Genomic DNA, 16,101 nt, shown 5'->3' with positions numbered 1-16,101 from the left:
TTACTCCTGCTTTTAACAAAGCATCGATTTGTAAATTAAATTTCTGAGATGGGGTACTTATACGTGCATATCCAAATAACATATCAGTTCATTTAAGTGTTAAATCGTAAACTTATAAAATGAACCGCTTTATTGAACTTAATGGGCTTAGAGGTGGAATTTATGGGATCCCGCCGGATAGGCGGGATTAATTCAACTTACGGATTTGAGTGTGTCTTTTCATACTTCTCAAATTCGAGTTTCACTAAAACCACCATTAAATTTCTCTTAAATAAGAGGATTATTCTATTTAACATAAGGTTATACATCTAAAATAAAATATTAAAACAAGTATAGCCTACTTTATTACTCATTCAAGTAACGCTTTTTGTCTTTCTCCAAAAATTATTGCGCTATGTTTTGGATGAAAATTTGATCTGATTTATTAAAACCTCTGTACTTTATGATTTGTAAGTGAATTAATAGCAAAACAACCTAAAACCTCCAGAGAAAGAAAAATTCAGGAAGTGTTAAGGAAAATGGAGTAAATACGAAGTGAAAATTAAAAGATTGATTTTATGGAAAAACAATAATAAAAATACGGTTAACATATAGCTGTAACAAACTTTAAATCAATAGATTACATAAAAAAATTATTACTTTCATATATAATCTACTTTTTCCATGCTTTTTTAAGCATAAAAAACGGGGTTTATCCCCTGAATCTAACCAAAAATTCAACCAATTTACAATTAAAATAGTTAAAAATACTTAAGGTATTTTTTGATTTATTGAGCTACTTTTGCTTGTAAATCAAAGACTTATTGAGTTTAATTATTAAATCACAACATATGAAAACCACTGAATATTATTCTAAATTTTTAAAACACTTTTTTGTTTGCTTTCTTTTGTTAAATTTAACCTTAACATTAGGAGCATGTTCAGATGAGACATTGGAAGATAATGAAGAATTGACATTATTTAATTCTGATAAGGATGAAGAACCCGATCCAGATAACAGAAGATTTAGCTTATTAGCTTCAGACAAAGATGAAGAACCAGACCCAGATGACAGAGACTAAGAAAACAATCACTTCAATTTTTATTATGCTAGGTGCAGTAGTTATTTTTACTGCACCTTTATTGCATATAAGTTTTCCTAAAATACCAGAATACAAAGTACAGTTTGAAGGTAAAATAGATAGGTTTAATAAAGTCAAAAATGCTGAACTCTGTAACTTAAAAGAAGAACTTTTACTTAATAAAATATCTCCCATTGATTATATAGAGCAAGTAGAATTATTCGAAATAAATAGAGAGATAGAAGCTGATTTGCTAAATTATCAATTAGACAATCTGATTGATGAAAATAGAATTTTTGGTTTTAAAAGTATGAGAATTTTCTTAATTGGTTTTGGTATTAGGCTACCATACATATTATTCTCTTTTGTAATTCTTTTTTTCTTCCTCTACTCAAAAGAGAAACTAAAAAAAAGTATTTATTTATATAGGGCTATTATAATATTATATTCGATATCATTCTTTATTTCTTTTTATTTGATTATCTGGTTTTTATTACCACGAGATTTACCAATTCCGGTATATCATATATTAATTGGCTCGTTGACAATTTTAAGCACATTCACTTCAATTTTTCTAATTAAACATTATTATAACAGAAAATCAAACTTCTTATTAGCTTTCAAAATAAAAGAATTAATACACTTTATAACAAAAAGTCGTAGAACTACTCTGGATATTGCTGTTAAAGCGTCCAAAGCCGACCCAAAACTGAAGAAGGATATTAAAGATAAATTGGTTGCGTATGACAAAGAACTAAGTAAAACCTTGAGAAAAGTAGCTAACTAACGAGATAGATGAAGTGAAATACTAAATTATCTAAAAAAATGAGCATAAAGAAAGGAGATCTATATAAGAAAATCTTTAAACAAGGGCTAATTTATGAAGCAGACGTAGATGATCTAAGTCAATCTCTTATGAGTTTATTTGAGCAAGAGATATTAGAAAAGGAAGAGGAATTAAATAAGCTTAGTTTAAAAAAAGAATTATTGAAGAATGATATATCCCCTACTAAAAGCTAGTTTCACAACAGAAAATTAAATCACTATACTTTTCCAATTTTTTTTTTCGAAATTTCCTCAAGCCTATCTACTATTAATTTTTCATCAGTAACTTTTCCATCTAAAATTTTCAATTTTATATACATCCATAATAGTGGGCTTTCTGTAAATTCAGCATCTCTAATATAAATGTTTTCTATGATTTGAGCGACAGAATAATTATTAAGCCCACCATTATTCTCAAAATTTCTAGGTTTTAAACTGTTATTTGCTAAATCAGTATTTATAAGATCATCAATTGATATTTTGTAAGTCTCTGATATTCTTTGAAGTGTTTCTATTTTTGGAAAAGCCTTCCCATCTATATATGATCCTATATTCCCTCTTTTTAATCCCACCGTTTCTCCAAAAGGATCTTTACCCAGCCCCGTTGTACGTAGTAAATAGCTTATATTTTTTGATATGTAATTCATTTATTTTGTGAATTTATCATTTAAAATATGTTTTTTTCATATAAAATATGTAAATTTGCTTGAGGTTAGATTGTAAATTTATGAAAAATAGACTGAATTCAAGAATAAAATTATCCGTTCGAAATATAAAGCAAAGCTTATATCTATTCTCAAAGTTTAAAAATAAAGGATTATTACCATTTTGTCGTGCATTTTTTAACTAGATAATTTCTAAATCAGAAAATAATGATTTGATTCTATGAAAGAAAACAGGAGGTTTATTGTTGAAAGCTGGTTCAATGATTATGAAGATTTATTTAAGCGCAGTGGAGTGGACAGGTGGTTGAATCAGCCTGAAGGAACAATGCAAAAATTCTTCAAATACGGCGTTCCGCTCAATAACAGAAGAATTAACAGAGCTTATAGGAAAATAACCCAAATGATTACGCATTTTGAACTGTTAAAAACAGAAACAGATCAATAATAGAACCGCTTAAAAATGAATAAAAAGACTTTATACTAAACTTGACTGAAGGAGCGAACATAAAAAATGACTTAATGACGAAAAAACAGATGGTTAAAGAAATTAAAAAAGCAATTGTGATTATCTCAATTACTTTAATATTATGTTCAATATGATATCTAATAATAGGTCATAGGTTTTCCCAAAAAAGCAATATTCTACCTATTGGAGCTAAAGCATATGACTAATATGGAGATCATAATTAAAAGTTAGATAAAACGATCATTTATGGATTGATTTTTTTCAAAATGTCAATCATATTAAATCAAGTAAATATTAACCCCCTCAAAACCCATAAAACGATGAATATCGAAAATGACGAACAACATTATAAGTTTTGCCTTCTTATACTAAGAGCATTTCATCTTGAACCAACCCTATTCTTTAGTCGGATTGCCGATAATGAATACTATGAATGCCTGATCTATTCGTGGATCAATCAATTATATGAAGAAGAAAGATCAATTGCATATAGCATTGATCAGATACACAAAGCAAGACATCAATTATTTTTTAGCGGAAAACATATCATAGCACTTCCTAAAAAAAAGAATGATTCAAACACCTGTTGCATTCTTGAAGAAACGCTGCACTACACGATTAAAAATATAGAACAACCATCAATAGTCAGTAAAGCATCTTAAAAAGAAGCTACGACCACTTTCATAACCCCATACGACACTAAACTATACTCATAAAGAACCCTAAAGCAACTATCAGGGGTAGAATTCTTATGCTGTATTGTATCCTGAACATCTCATTTTTAAAACACAGATCAATGTTTAAGAACCCTCAATATTTCAATATGTTATCTACAGAAAACCAACAATTAGTGCTCCAAAAAATTAATAATAGACTGGTGTTTCCCAACTTTTCTGTGGACGATCTCAGCAAGATACTGAAGAAACTAGATCCCCCTATGGAACTTCGTAAAGATCATACCTTGATTATTTGTGAGTATACCATAGATCGAATAAAGAATGAAATTCATAAACAAAATAAAAAAAATTATAGTACCCATAAAATGACCTAAGTATTGATACCCCGAAATTATGAAGATATCACAGGTACTTTACTCAATCAAGTATACGTTGGTTTTTTATGATGGTATCCCAATGGACTCTCATATAAATTTCTTCACACTCTTTTGTTTTAACTGTTCTAAGAGTATGTATAAGAGACAAGTGCCTGGATATCTTTTTATCCAAAACATAAATTTAAGAAATCTCTATGCAAGATCCGCAAAGCATCTATAACAAATTAAGTAAAAATGAAAAGAAAGAGATTACCGGAAAATAGATCTAATGATGGATATGAATACCTCTGTAGAACAATCCAAAGAAATAGAAGATCAATTATTTGAAGCCCTATTTCCAATAGAAACAAGAAAAGGATCAAATGTCTTATAAATTGAATCAGATGAGAAAGAATCTTATTTAAAAAGGATCATTCAACTAGCGGGCAAATATGGTCGTTGGTTACAAAAAAAGATCATAAAGTGTATGGTTTGAGTTTTTGAGAGTGCAAAGATGTCGGGTGTGCATTTCAGGATATATGGTTTTGAGTTTTTCCTAGAATAGTAACCCATCGTTTTGGATACTCACCTCGGTGTCTTTGTTAAATTTTTAAAAAAAATAGTGATTACAATGATTAAAACCTATAGAATGAAAAAAGAGTGGTATCAACCCTATGTAGACTATAGCTGTATCGTTACAGATACGAAACTAAAAAATCGTACTGTCGAATTCATTAACCAAAAAGTAACATAATACAATTTGCTTATGCTCCCTTACGAAGACGATATTTTACAAAAAGTACTCCGGCAACTCGATGGAATTACCAAACTGGAAGCTCTGGATATTCTGCATAAAATAGAGATCCTGCTAAAAGATCAAAAATCCCCTATAGAGTACAGAAACCTCAAACAGGCACAGAATCGATTATTTCTGAAAAATGCCATGATTCCTATCGGAAAAAATGGGTATTGTTACCTGATAGACTACTGCCATTTTATCAAAGTATATCAGTTCCAATCGATATTCCCCTGTTTTCACTCTATGAAATCTCTGTATTATACGCAGTATAATGAACCTACCGTACAGTTTTTGAATAATAAAAACATAGAAGAAACCTTTAATGGCACACATCTAAAATATGTGATCCGGGAATTTCTAAAAGATAATAAGGCAAAAGACAGAAACTCAAAGACCAATCGGTTACTCCTTTTAGAATTATTAGATCAGGTAGATCCAGCACACCGAATTTGTAAAAGCTGAAAACGATGGATGATATCTACAAAATAATAGGAACGTTTCTCATTTTATTTGGGATTATTTACTTCCCGTGGAGATTAAGAAAGGAGTGCAGGAAAATTAATGAAAATGCAGCACAACAAATAAAAAAACTGCAAGCGTGGCATAATCAACAGAAAGAGGTATTAGAGAAAGAAAAAATGGAGAGAAAGGAGATGATTGCGTATATAAAAAATAAAATTAATGATAGAGAATCACCTAATAACAATAGTTCATAAAAAAATTACCCCTGGAATACATACAAATTTGGTTTGGTTAATTTTTGTGTAGTTCGTATTGGGTACTTGATTGATAAGGAAACATCGACTTTTATTATTTTGGGAAAATAATGATCCTTTTTCAAGTGCCCTTTACGTTATTGAAAAGTAATAAAAATAAGTGACATACAAAAACTAAAAAAAATTGAAGGGCAAACAAAGAAAATAAAGTAGTATACCGTTAAAAAGTAGCAACCTATCGAAAATACACTTAAAAGACTATATATCAGGGGGAAAACACCCCTTTATGCCTATTGCATACCAAAATATATTAACGTATGTTTGGAATCATTTTAAGAAAAATATAGGTAACAAATTACTAGAACGTAACATTAATAAGTACAAAACCCTAAAAACAACTATAGCATATGGCATTACAAACCACTACTCAAATCTTTATCTCGGGAGTACCCGTACAGTCCTATATTAGTATGGAGCTACATCAAGAAATTGACGCTCATCATGACTTGACATTAGTATGCAGAGCTGATGTGTTAGAACGCTTATCAGAAGAATTGATTGGAGAGAGTAAAGAGTATCTTGGTGGAGTTATAACCCTCAAGATCAGTTCCATTGCTGAGCTTGGAGGCTATAAAGAATTAGAGTTTAAGGGGCTGGTTACCGAGATTAATGCTACAAAAGGATTTCATCAAGCAAGTGGAGATCTGATTACCATATATGCCAAAAGTACTTCGATCCTGTCCGAAGATGGGAATCATTTTGCTTCTTTTAGTGAATTAAACTTATCTGAAATTTTAGATAGAACATTTCAGGGGTATGATAAAGGAAAGTTAACAACTAATTTTGCTCCGGTATCCTCTGATACTATTCAGTATTCGGTACAACATAATCAGAGTTCTTTTAGTTTTGTCAGCCGTTTGGCATCTTACTATAATGAGTGGTTTTATTATGATGGACAACAATTGATATTTGGCAGTCCCGGTACAAAAGAAACTGAATTATCCTATGGAGTAGATTTACAAAACTTTACAGTAAAACTAAAAACAATTCCTAATGCTTTTGAATATCTGACAAACGATTACGTTTCTGATGAAATATTTAAAAAATCAAGCGATGAAGTTTCTACATCTTCGGATGGGTATCACGGATTTATGAATACTAAATCCAACGAAATGTACCACAAAAAAACACAGATATATCACAATCCACAAAGTGATACTTCTCTAAAATCAAGATTTGATACACAGGTGGAGCAATATACCCGTGCCAAATCCATACATCAGGCAGTAGCCATAGGATCATCAGACAATCCGGGGGTGAATCTGGGAGAAATTATTACTGTCAAAGGATACGGGCGCTTTAGAGTAACCAAAGTAACCCATACCAATACCGAAGGAGGTGTCTATCAAAATCACTTCGAAGCAATCGATGCCAACAGTACCGATTACCCACTAATGGATATTGGCAGATATCCAAAGAGCGAGATACAAGTAGCCAAAGTTGTTGAAAATTCAGATCCACAAGGCATGAGCAGAATTCGGGTGCAATTCCCTTGGCAGAAAAAAACCGGGGAAATGACCCCCTGGATACGCCTAATGACACCCCACGCAGGAGCTGATAAAGGCTTTCATTTTATTCCGGAAAAGGGTGAAGAAATCATTGTAAATTTTGAAGGTGGTAACGCAGAAAGACCGTTCGTAATGGGAGCTTTGTACAATGGATCAGCCAAACCTGATAGTTGGCAATCAGCAACCAATGATATCAAGGCGATAAAAACTAGGGCTGGCAGTCTGATAGAACTAAATGATAAAAAAGGAGCAGAATGTATCACTATCACTGATATTAACAGTAATATTATTAGGATAGATACCGCCAATAACAGCATAGAAGTTTCAGCCTTAGAAAATCTGACCCTAAATGCAAAAAATGTTGAAATCAATGCCGCAGAAGAAATCAAAATGAATGCAGGAACAAACATGATTACTAGAGTAAGTGAAGACTTTTCTATCAATGCTAAAAACGCAACGGAAATGATCGAAGAGAACAAAACCTCCTTAGCCAAAGAAATTATGGAGAATGCTGATAAAATTCGTATAGAAAGCGCAAAAGACAATATGGAGTTAGTTAGTGCAAAGCAAGTAGATATTCAAGGAAGTGAAAACGTAAAATTATTTTAGAATCAAATACCTCCTATTAATTTTAGGATTAATTAGCCTTAATTATAAATGATAGAGCAACTAACTTTTGGTGGGTTTTATGACCAAAATCACGATGTCGATATACTATATACTAGGAATTATGGTGTAACTATACAGTTCGATCAGAAAAAACAATTAGATCAAATTCGATATCAGATGAAAACGATATGCGCTAAAAAGGCTGAAAATTGGATGTGGGAGGTTACTATGGATAAAACAGCACTTTATGTAAATGATAAAATTCCCGATTCTTTCAAGCAACGATTAGATGTAAACTTCGGTACTACTGTTTTATATCCAATTAGTGTATTGGTAACTCCTTCTGGAATAATCAAAGGCATTAGTGATTTATCATTTTCAGCAATAACAGAACGTTTTAAAACTTTTAAAAAAAAGACGCTTCAAGAAAATTCAGGTACAAGTATCGAAGATTATTTACTTAATTTAGGAAAAGGAATAGCAACCAAAAAAAAACTAATCAGATATCTTACATTTGATTGGTTTTGGGCATTATATTTTGCTCCAGTATATAACGATACAGCTAAGAAACTTGTAATGCCTTTTCAAACGAATGTTCCTAAGATTTCCTACATGGGTGATCTTATAGAGAAAACAGAATTGAGTTATTATAATACTAGACAACTTACATTCGATGGTAAAGTTTCTAACGCTTATTTTAAACAATATCCATCTACGAAATATTACAAGGCAGGGATAAAGCTTAAGTATGATTTTGATTCTAATAATGGTCGTATTGCTAATATTGTTTCTGATCAATCTATTATTGAAAAACAAAATGTAATCCAGCGTATACTTGTAAACATAGATTATCTTCCTGAAAAAGATGCTATGGAAAGTTCGGTAGAGAATAATGAAGAAGGGACACAGAAACCTACTTTTAAAAATAAGATATTAAAATGGTGGAACGCTTAAATAAAGTTATATGAGCAAAAAAGAACATTTAGTATGTCATAGTGCGCAATGCAATTGCAAGTTTGGAGATTTTCCAGATATCCTACAAGTAAGCACACACAAAAAACATTATATCAATGATACCAATGGTGCGCAAAAACTAATTGCTACTAATATGGAATTAGGACAACCATTCACAGTCAACACTTTTGGGCAATGCAAATTGCAACCTACGGGAAGTAGTTTTAAACCTTGTCAACCAATGATTACTGCTTGGGATGGGTTTTATGATAAAGTTGAGATTGCTGAAAACGGAGGGTATCCATTGTTAGAAAGTAGCAAAGCTACTTGCGCAATAGCAGGCTCACCTTGCGTAAGCATTTTGATGCACGGACAAGTAGCGGTTCCTGGAGTCAGTAATTTTGAAGAAACACCAGAAGATCAGACTATTGCTCAACAGCTTAACCCTATACCCACAGCTTCTACCAAAGCCAAAAAAAAAGGATTTGAGTTTCGGGTTATATAACATAATAGATAAACAATACAAATGAATGTTTATTAAACAGTCTATAAATTATTAAATTGGGAACACAATGAAATCGATCGATATGAGTAGCAAGAAAAATATAGTATTATAGCAACCAATTTGTCTAAAACCAATGGTATGAAATCATCAAAAACACAACATAATTTCAAAATAATTACCATCTATCAAAATCAAGTTGTTGAAAATAATGTTCTACATCTAGATTTTGATAAGATCAATTCTGCTACCATTCAACTGGAGATTATAGATAGTTATAGTAAAAATGATCCTTCATTTTATGAGCAGATGGAATGGGTAATTATCGAAAATAACATTCGTGTTGATGAAGATGATTATACAGGCGGTCAAAAAGCAGAATTAAAACTTTATAAGGAACAGGCAGGTGCTCACGATTCCCCGTCATATCTTGATATACAAGTTGTACATCCTTATGAAGGAACTGTAGACACCGTGCGTATAGAATTGGTAGCAACTCCTCGTATCACAGAAGCATCATGGGTTAACCCTGAAACATTAGATACCATTACCGAAACAAAGTTCAACACATTTGTAGGTATTTTGTTAGACGGAGAAGCAATTCAGGGAATTCCATTAACGGTAGATGTCTGTTTAGAAGATACTGGTCAGATTATAGATTATTTTACAGCAATAAAAGATCGCAGTCTTTATAACGTAGCACTGGATAAAAAATGGCACGCAAGACATAACATTTTTTTTAGTGTAGTCAAAAAAACATATATCATTGTTTCGTATTTAGGACACGATGGAAAAAAGGTCATTTATAATGGTAAAGAACAAAATAATCTCCTAACCATAGATGGTAAAAAAATAAGTAGAGAACCACAAGTTGTACCCGAAACCTTAATGAATGTAACCGTAGGTACCGACCCCTATTTTACACAGCGATATGAACCTTGTAAATATGAATCTATTTCATACACCTTTGCAGAACAAGATTCCGTTATTGTTTTTGAAGAAGATAGCAAACCCACAGACACTCCTAATAGGCAACCTCAGATAACAGTACAGGTAGGCGCTCATAAAAAACCATTAGTAATTGAGGTATCTGGACATAATGAAGATACTAAATGTTCTGCTGTAGAGCGTGGAGAAGAAGCGCATTCTAAAAGAATTATTAATATAGAAGAAGTTACAGAGAAATACATCACCAATTATGAAGGAAACACGGTCTCCTTTACTCCGTATTTTCCATATAAATACCTAGATGATAAACAAAAGATCAAACAATCTAAATATCTGGATTTTTTATGGGACTATTTTATACCACCTGATGCCACTGAATTAACCATTCCAATAGAGACGTGTCGATATGCCAAGAACCTAGATGTAAGAATTGCTCCTGACATCGCTTGGGCTGCGCACTTTCAATTAATGCTAGATCCTACACAGTTAGAAAAAAAACCAGATGCCTTAGAAATTGCACATAAGAAAGAAATGTATTTTAGAGAGATCGACACCATTTCTTTGCATAAAGGAATCGATAATCTCATAGAAAAGTATAGACCAGAATTAGAAGGGATAGGTGTTTTTTTTGTAATGCCTACACTACCATCTGTTGCGCCTTTCAGTTCGTTTAAGGAGTTTATTGCCAGTGTTATCCTTGACTATATCAAAGGCTTGGGTTCTTGTATGGGTATTGGTGTACACACCTATTATAATGAGGACGGTGATACTAGAGAAATCGTCTCTTATACGGATCGCTACCCACAGATAGGCAATGTCATATTTAGTGTGATTATTGCAATTATCATTATTGTTGATATTCTAATACTTATCTTTTCGGGAGGTTCATCGGCAGCAGCAAGACTTGGTTTTAAAGTTAGTCAGAAAACAATTAAAGGCGCTAAGGCAATTCAGCGAATACAAGATGTTTATGATAAGGTGGATCGCAAAACTGAGCATAGTGTTTTTGAGGTTGCATGGCCAATCATCACACGTTCGCTTGGCAAAGGATATAAAGTGTTTCCTGATGGTAGTAGTGGCTATAACTATGAATTGAAACTAAGTGCAAATCCTATATTTGGTCTTATGGCAAGAATAGAAGGACATGCAGGGGATTTGATATTAGATGCTACAGGAATAAGTGGTTTATTTTCTACAGTGCGAACAGGTATAGGTTGGTGGGGAAAATTTAAGCGATTAAAACGCTTTAAAAACAATAAAAAACTAGCAGAACGCGCCTTTAGAATGGAACGCGGTAAAGGCAAGGGGATCTTATCAAGTGGGTATAAAGGTGCCAAAGCCCTCAATAAAAAAGGAGATCGTAAATTAATAAGTCCCGGAGATATTATCATTATCCTAAACAGGATGGAAAACAACCTCGCCGATAAAGCAAAGAAATATGCTGAAGAATTGGGACAGGAACTCCAATACTATCTTTCTATAGAAGGGGTATATAAAGCACAATTTACAGTAGATTTTAATATCCCTGACAATGGCGTTCCTATTATAGAAATGAAAAACAAAATACCTGATAAAAATGGTGCTTATAAAGAGATATGTACCAGCAGCTTAGATCAAAACAATATAAAAACGGTATCCTTTAGTCGTAAAAAGAGTATTGATGCCTACGCCTTTGTAAAGGTAAGTAGTAAATTTACGTTTACTACCGATTGGATAGAACCTTATATCCCAGAATGGCTGGGAGCAAAAGCTAGTGATTATCAGAGTGATCAGGCCAAAACAAAAATAGGTGTAGACGGCAAAGCAGAAGCCATGCTACAAGGTGGAATCTCCTTTGAAAGAAAGTATGGTATAGATAACGACCTGAACCCATACTATCAGGATATTACCCACTTTTCGGGAATTGCAGGGCGGTACGAGTATAGTTTGAAGGTAGATGAAAGAGATGATAATGCATTGCCATCAGCAAAAAATCAAAGTAAAAAGCAAGATTTTGAACTCAAAGGGGAAAACCCACAACTTGTAATTTTAGAACCCTTTGATATCGAAGGCAAAAAAATATATCTATTTAAAAAAGAGGATGTAGTAAAAGGAATATAATATGAAAAAGATAGCATTGATAATGGTCATTGGCTTTTTGAGCTGTAAACAAACAGTAACCCAGAGCCCAGAACAATCATTGGCAACTAAAAAACAAGAACAATCCATGGCAGTAACAGATAAAATTAACATACAAGATATTACCTCAGACAATATCGTAGAAGCAATCTATGCGCAGGTGCAACGCTATAAAGAAGAACCTATGTACTATTTACGGATCGGTAAAGCGAATAGCCTTATTGAAATCTTGGTCAATGATTTCCCTGTCTATAAAAGTTATGAACTATCTAATTTGGCAAGTCCATTGCGTATCAACAGTAAAATTTTAAGTTCCGGGACACAAACCGTTACCGTTCGGATGTACCCGGTGGGGGATTTGATAAAAGAGGAATATGATTCTGGGGAGACCATTACCCAATTAGGCGATGCTTCTTCTGTAAGTATTAATGTGATACAAATTGATAAGCAAAGCAATATGGGGCTGGATGATGAGGAACAGGTAATAAGCCATCAAAGCCCGACCAAAGATGAAGATGGCGAAGTATTTGCGGGAACAGGGCTTCCTTTTTATGAATATAGTTTTGAGTTTGAGGCAGAAGTTCCTTATGATTTAAGTGAGCTTACCTGGGGTAATGCCGCAGATTTGACCAAGGTAAAAAGGGAGTATCTGGAAGAAGAGGTGTTAAATTATTACACTACCTATTTACAGGAGTTTAAAAAGGGAAATAAAAATTTTGTTGCTAAATCATATTTTATTTCATTATTCAGACAAGCTCAGGCTTATTATCACGGCAAAGATGAAATACAAGAAATGTGGGATGAGGAGTTAGAATTGATAAACAATCCTACTATCGAACCACAACCTATCAAAGACTATGAAATGATATTCTATGCAAGGGGGGTTGTTGTTTTCTTACGTTTTAAAACCAAACAAGATTTATTTTTTAGGAATAAATGTGCAGGCTGGGTGAAATACACCAAAGATGGCGTGGATCGAGGTAACTTTTTTGGTTTATATCTATACAGACCCAAGAAAAAATTTAACAAACGTAACCTAAAATTAAAGATGGCGTGATGGATAGAATAAAGCCATTGTGGGTGTGCTTTTTGATATTGACCGGTTGCCAACAAATGAATCATGCATATTATTATATAGCACAAAGTCAACAATTACCAGTCGCAACATGTAAAATTAACATACAGGATATTACTTCGAACAATATCGTCGAAACCATTCAAACTAAGGTTCAACGCTATAAAGAGGAGCCCCTGTACTATTTACGTATTGGCAAAGCAAACTGCCTCATAGAAGTCTTGGTCAATGATTTTCCTGTATACAAAAGTTATGAATTATCCAATTTAGCTAGTCCATTAAAAATTAATTATACTATTTTAAAATCAGGTACACAGACTGTTACGGTACGAATGTATCCTGTAGGAGATCTTATCAAAGAGGAATATGATTCTGGTGATACGATTACCCTTCTAGGTGATACCTCTGCGGTGAGTATTAATGTGATTAGTATAGATAAGCAAGGAGAGATGGGCTTGGACGATGAGAAGGGGATAAAAAAACACCAGAGTCCTACCAAAGATGCTGATGGAGAAGTATTTGAGGGTAGCGGTCTTCCCTTCTATGAATATAGTTTTGAATTTGAGGCAGAGGTACCCTATGATCTCAGTCAGGATTCTTGGGGGAATGCTGCTGATTTAAGTAAAGTTAAACTAGAATATTTAGAGAAGGAAACCCTTAGTTATTATAATACTTTTTTACAGGAATTTAAAAGTGGGAATAAGGATTACATTGCCAAAATGTATTTTGAATCTTTTTTCATAGAATCTCAGACAGAATATAAAAGTAAAGAAGAAATAGTGGAGCTATGGGATGAAAAATTAGAAGTGCTAAACAACCCTACTGTAGAACCACAACCTATACAAGATTATGAATTGGTACTATATTCAGAGGGGAGCGTTTGTTATTTAAGACATAAAAAACCAACTGATAAACGTTTAAGAAATAAATGTGCAGGATGGGTTCTTTATAAAAAAAATGGTCGAAAAAAAGCATGGTTCTTCGGACTCTATTTGTATTCTCCTAAAAAAAGCTTTAGTAAACGAAATATAAAACTAAAGATGGCTTGATGAGAATTTATAATTATATCGGACTTTGCTTTGTTTTATGTATCGGTGGTTGCTTTGCTAAATCTGAAAATGAAAAACAAGAGCAACCCATGGCAATAACAGATCAAATGAACATACAAGAAATAACTTCCGATAATATCGTAGATGCTATCCATGCTAAAGTACAGCAATATAAAGCAGAACCTATGTACTATTTACGGATCGGAAAAGCAAACTGCCTCATAGAAATCTTGGTGAATGATTTTCCTGTATATAAAAGCTATGAATTATCCAATTTAGCCAGTCCTTTGCGAGTGGACAGTTCTATTCTAAAATCAGGAGCACAAACGGTTACGGTACGGATGTATCATGTAGGAGATTTTATCAAAGAGGAATATGATTCTGGGGAAACGATTACCCATCTGGGCGATGCCTCTGCGGTGATCATTAATGTAATTAGTATAGATAAGCGGGGAGAAATGGGATTGGATGACGAGCGTGAAATAAAAAAACACCATAGCCCTACCAAAGATACAGATGGTGAGGTATTTATAGGTAGTGGTCTTCCCTTCTATGAATATAGTTTTGAGTTTGAGGCAGAAGTACCCTATGACCTCAGTCAGGATTCTTGGGGTAATGCTGCTGATTTAACTAAGGTTAAACCAACATATTTAGAAGAGGAAGTGTTGAGTTATTACAATACCTTTTTAGAGTATGTTTAAAAATAATTTTTCAATTATTTTGTGATTCTATTGAGAATCATTTGACAATTTTGCCATAATATCCAAGATTCTTGACTTTCTGTTGTTTTTTCATAGTCTTTGTCAAGCCTTCGAAAGAAATTAAAGATTCCAAAAGTTCTTTCTGTTACCCATCTCCATTTTATCGGAACAAACCCTTTGGAGGAAGGAGGTGCGGATGAGATCTCGACTTCGAGTCCAGCTATATTTCCTTCTACCCACTTCATAAATGTTTTCTTGTAAGCATCATCTGCCAAGATTTTTTCCATACGATCTAAATACCCTAATAGAGGTTCTACCACCTCACTTGCAACCACACCATCCGCTTGATTAGCTGCTCCTACAATTACTCCCCAAATTAATCCTGCGGTATCTGTGATCACATGTCGTTTTCTACCGTTAATTTTTTTATTTCCATCTATTCCTTTGTCCAGATGTGTAAATGGCCCTGATTTTATCGACTGACTATCAATAGATAATAGGCTTGGCGTCTCTTCTTTTCCTTGTCGTATTCGTTCCATTTTATTCAAGCTAATATTCAGCATTTCCAAGGTGCCATTGCTTTTCCACTTGCGAAAAAAATAATAAACACTACCCCATTTGGGAAAATTATCTGGCAGATTACGCCACTGATCACCGATGCGTAGTTGCCATAAGATCGCATCAACAATATCACGCAACTTATATTTTCCTTTTTGTTTCACAGGTAGTATTTTTTTCATAATTTCCCACTGCTGGGTAGTAAGTCGGTTGTAACTCGATTGCATAAACTTTGTCTTTTTATTGATTGCAAAATAGAAGCTATCCAGCTTTTTTAAACAAATTTTAGCATAATTTTATTTTTAAACATACTCTTACAGGAGTTTAAAAAAGGGAATAAGGACTTTATAGCTAAAGTATATTTTGGAACGATATCAAGACAAGCTCAAACATATTATAGTAGTAAAGACGAAATACAAGAAATGTGGAATGAAGAATTAGAGTTGTTAAATAA

Annotated in this window: 18 protein-coding genes; 16 read left to right on the top strand and 2 right to left on the bottom strand. The window is 33.1% G+C overall.

The window, feature by feature from the left end:
- Window positions 1–830: 830 nt before the first annotated feature.
- The 3 genes from F0000_RS21580 to F0000_RS21570 are packed head-to-tail and all read left to right on the top strand — an operon-like array spanning window position 831 to window position 2,081.
- Window positions 831–1,061 carry a hypothetical protein gene (locus tag F0000_RS21580; protein WP_149626802.1) on the top strand — a complete coding sequence of 77 codons (231 nt, stop codon included), beginning with the start codon at window positions 831–833 and terminating at the stop codon, window positions 1,059–1,061.
- Window positions 1,048–1,848, top strand: a complete 801-nt coding sequence (locus F0000_RS21575) for a hypothetical protein (RefSeq protein WP_149626801.1) — start codon at window positions 1,048–1,050, stop codon at window positions 1,846–1,848. Before F0000_RS21580 ends, F0000_RS21575 begins: the two co-directional genes overlap by 14 nt.
- A gap of 38 nt (window positions 1,849–1,886) precedes the next feature.
- The gene (locus tag F0000_RS21570) at window positions 1,887–2,081 is read left to right on the top strand and encodes a hypothetical protein (RefSeq protein WP_149626800.1); all 195 of its coding nucleotides are present in this window, start codon (window positions 1,887–1,889) and stop codon (window positions 2,079–2,081) included.
- 23 nt (window positions 2,082–2,104) lie between these two features.
- Here F0000_RS21570 and F0000_RS21565 read toward each other — a convergent pair whose 3' ends face one another.
- Complete coding sequence (locus tag F0000_RS21565) at window positions 2,105–2,533, bottom strand: helix-turn-helix transcriptional regulator (RefSeq protein WP_149626799.1); 429 nt, start codon at window positions 2,531–2,533, stop codon at window positions 2,105–2,107.
- 238 nt (window positions 2,534–2,771) lie between these two features.
- Here F0000_RS21565 and F0000_RS21560 point away from each other — a divergent pair, with 238 nt between their 5' ends.
- From F0000_RS21560 to F0000_RS21505, 13 genes are all read left to right on the top strand, one after another.
- Window positions 2,772–2,996 carry a hypothetical protein gene (locus F0000_RS21560; protein ID WP_149626798.1) on the top strand — a complete coding sequence of 75 codons (225 nt, stop codon included), beginning with the start codon at window positions 2,772–2,774 and terminating at the stop codon, window positions 2,994–2,996.
- A gap of 341 nt (window positions 2,997–3,337) precedes the next feature.
- Entirely contained in the window at window positions 3,338–3,679 is a 342-nt protein-coding gene (locus F0000_RS21555) for a hypothetical protein (RefSeq protein ID WP_149626797.1), read from the top strand.
- A gap of 134 nt (window positions 3,680–3,813) precedes the next feature.
- Window positions 3,814–4,068: a hypothetical protein gene (locus tag F0000_RS21550; protein ID WP_149626796.1), complete on the top strand. Its 255-nt coding sequence runs from the start codon at window positions 3,814–3,816 to the stop codon at window positions 4,066–4,068.
- Window positions 4,069–4,681: 613 nt separating this feature from the next.
- Complete coding sequence (locus F0000_RS28375; RefSeq protein WP_255452842.1) at window positions 4,682–4,804, top strand: hypothetical protein; 123 nt, start codon at window positions 4,682–4,684, stop codon at window positions 4,802–4,804.
- A 12-nt stretch (window positions 4,805–4,816) separates the two neighbouring features.
- Complete coding sequence (locus F0000_RS21545; RefSeq protein WP_149626795.1) at window positions 4,817–5,311, top strand: hypothetical protein; 495 nt, start codon at window positions 4,817–4,819, stop codon at window positions 5,309–5,311.
- A gap of 5 nt (window positions 5,312–5,316) precedes the next feature.
- Entirely contained in the window at window positions 5,317–5,565 is a 249-nt protein-coding gene (locus tag F0000_RS21540) for a hypothetical protein (RefSeq protein WP_149626794.1), read from the top strand.
- Between the two features lie 407 nt (window positions 5,566–5,972).
- Window positions 5,973–7,742, top strand: a complete 1,770-nt coding sequence (locus F0000_RS21535) for a type VI secretion system Vgr family protein (RefSeq protein WP_149626793.1) — start codon at window positions 5,973–5,975, stop codon at window positions 7,740–7,742.
- A gap of 48 nt (window positions 7,743–7,790) precedes the next feature.
- Window positions 7,791–8,696 carry a hypothetical protein gene (locus tag F0000_RS21530; RefSeq protein WP_149626792.1) on the top strand — a complete coding sequence of 302 codons (906 nt, stop codon included), beginning with the start codon at window positions 7,791–7,793 and terminating at the stop codon, window positions 8,694–8,696.
- A gap of 10 nt (window positions 8,697–8,706) precedes the next feature.
- Window positions 8,707–9,201 carry a DUF4280 domain-containing protein gene (locus F0000_RS21525; RefSeq protein ID WP_149626791.1) on the top strand — a complete coding sequence of 165 codons (495 nt, stop codon included), beginning with the start codon at window positions 8,707–8,709 and terminating at the stop codon, window positions 9,199–9,201.
- A gap of 138 nt (window positions 9,202–9,339) precedes the next feature.
- Entirely contained in the window at window positions 9,340–12,246 is a 2,907-nt protein-coding gene (locus F0000_RS21520) for a hypothetical protein (protein WP_149626790.1), read from the top strand.
- 1 nt (window position 12,247) lies between these two features.
- Window positions 12,248–13,321 carry a hypothetical protein gene (locus F0000_RS21515; protein ID WP_149626789.1) on the top strand — a complete coding sequence of 358 codons (1,074 nt, stop codon included), beginning with the start codon at window positions 12,248–12,250 and terminating at the stop codon, window positions 13,319–13,321.
- Window positions 13,321–14,388, top strand: coding sequence for a hypothetical protein (locus tag F0000_RS21510; RefSeq protein ID WP_149626788.1), 1,068 nt, complete (start codon window positions 13,321–13,323; stop codon window positions 14,386–14,388). The genes F0000_RS21515 and F0000_RS21510 overlap by 1 nt, the downstream gene beginning before the upstream one ends.
- On the top strand, window positions 14,388–15,089 hold the full coding sequence (locus F0000_RS21505; protein ID WP_149626787.1) for a hypothetical protein: 702 nt from the start codon (window positions 14,388–14,390) through the stop codon (window positions 15,087–15,089). Before F0000_RS21510 ends, F0000_RS21505 begins: the two co-directional genes overlap by 1 nt.
- Window positions 15,090–15,103: 14 nt before the next feature.
- Here the strand turns inward: F0000_RS21505 and F0000_RS21500 are convergent, their stop codons facing one another.
- The gene (locus F0000_RS21500; protein ID WP_149626786.1) at window positions 15,104–15,874 is read right to left on the bottom strand and encodes an IS5 family transposase; all 771 of its coding nucleotides are present in this window, start codon (window positions 15,872–15,874) and stop codon (window positions 15,104–15,106) included.
- Window positions 15,875–16,101 lie beyond the last annotated feature (227 nt).

It is taken from the genome of Aquimarina sp. RZ0, assembly GCF_008370685.1.
In the GTDB taxonomy this organism is placed as follows: Bacteria; Bacteroidota; Bacteroidia; order Flavobacteriales; family Flavobacteriaceae; genus Aquimarina.
Note: the sequence above shows the minus strand (reverse complement) of the source record. Positions and strands in the feature narration are given on the sequence as shown.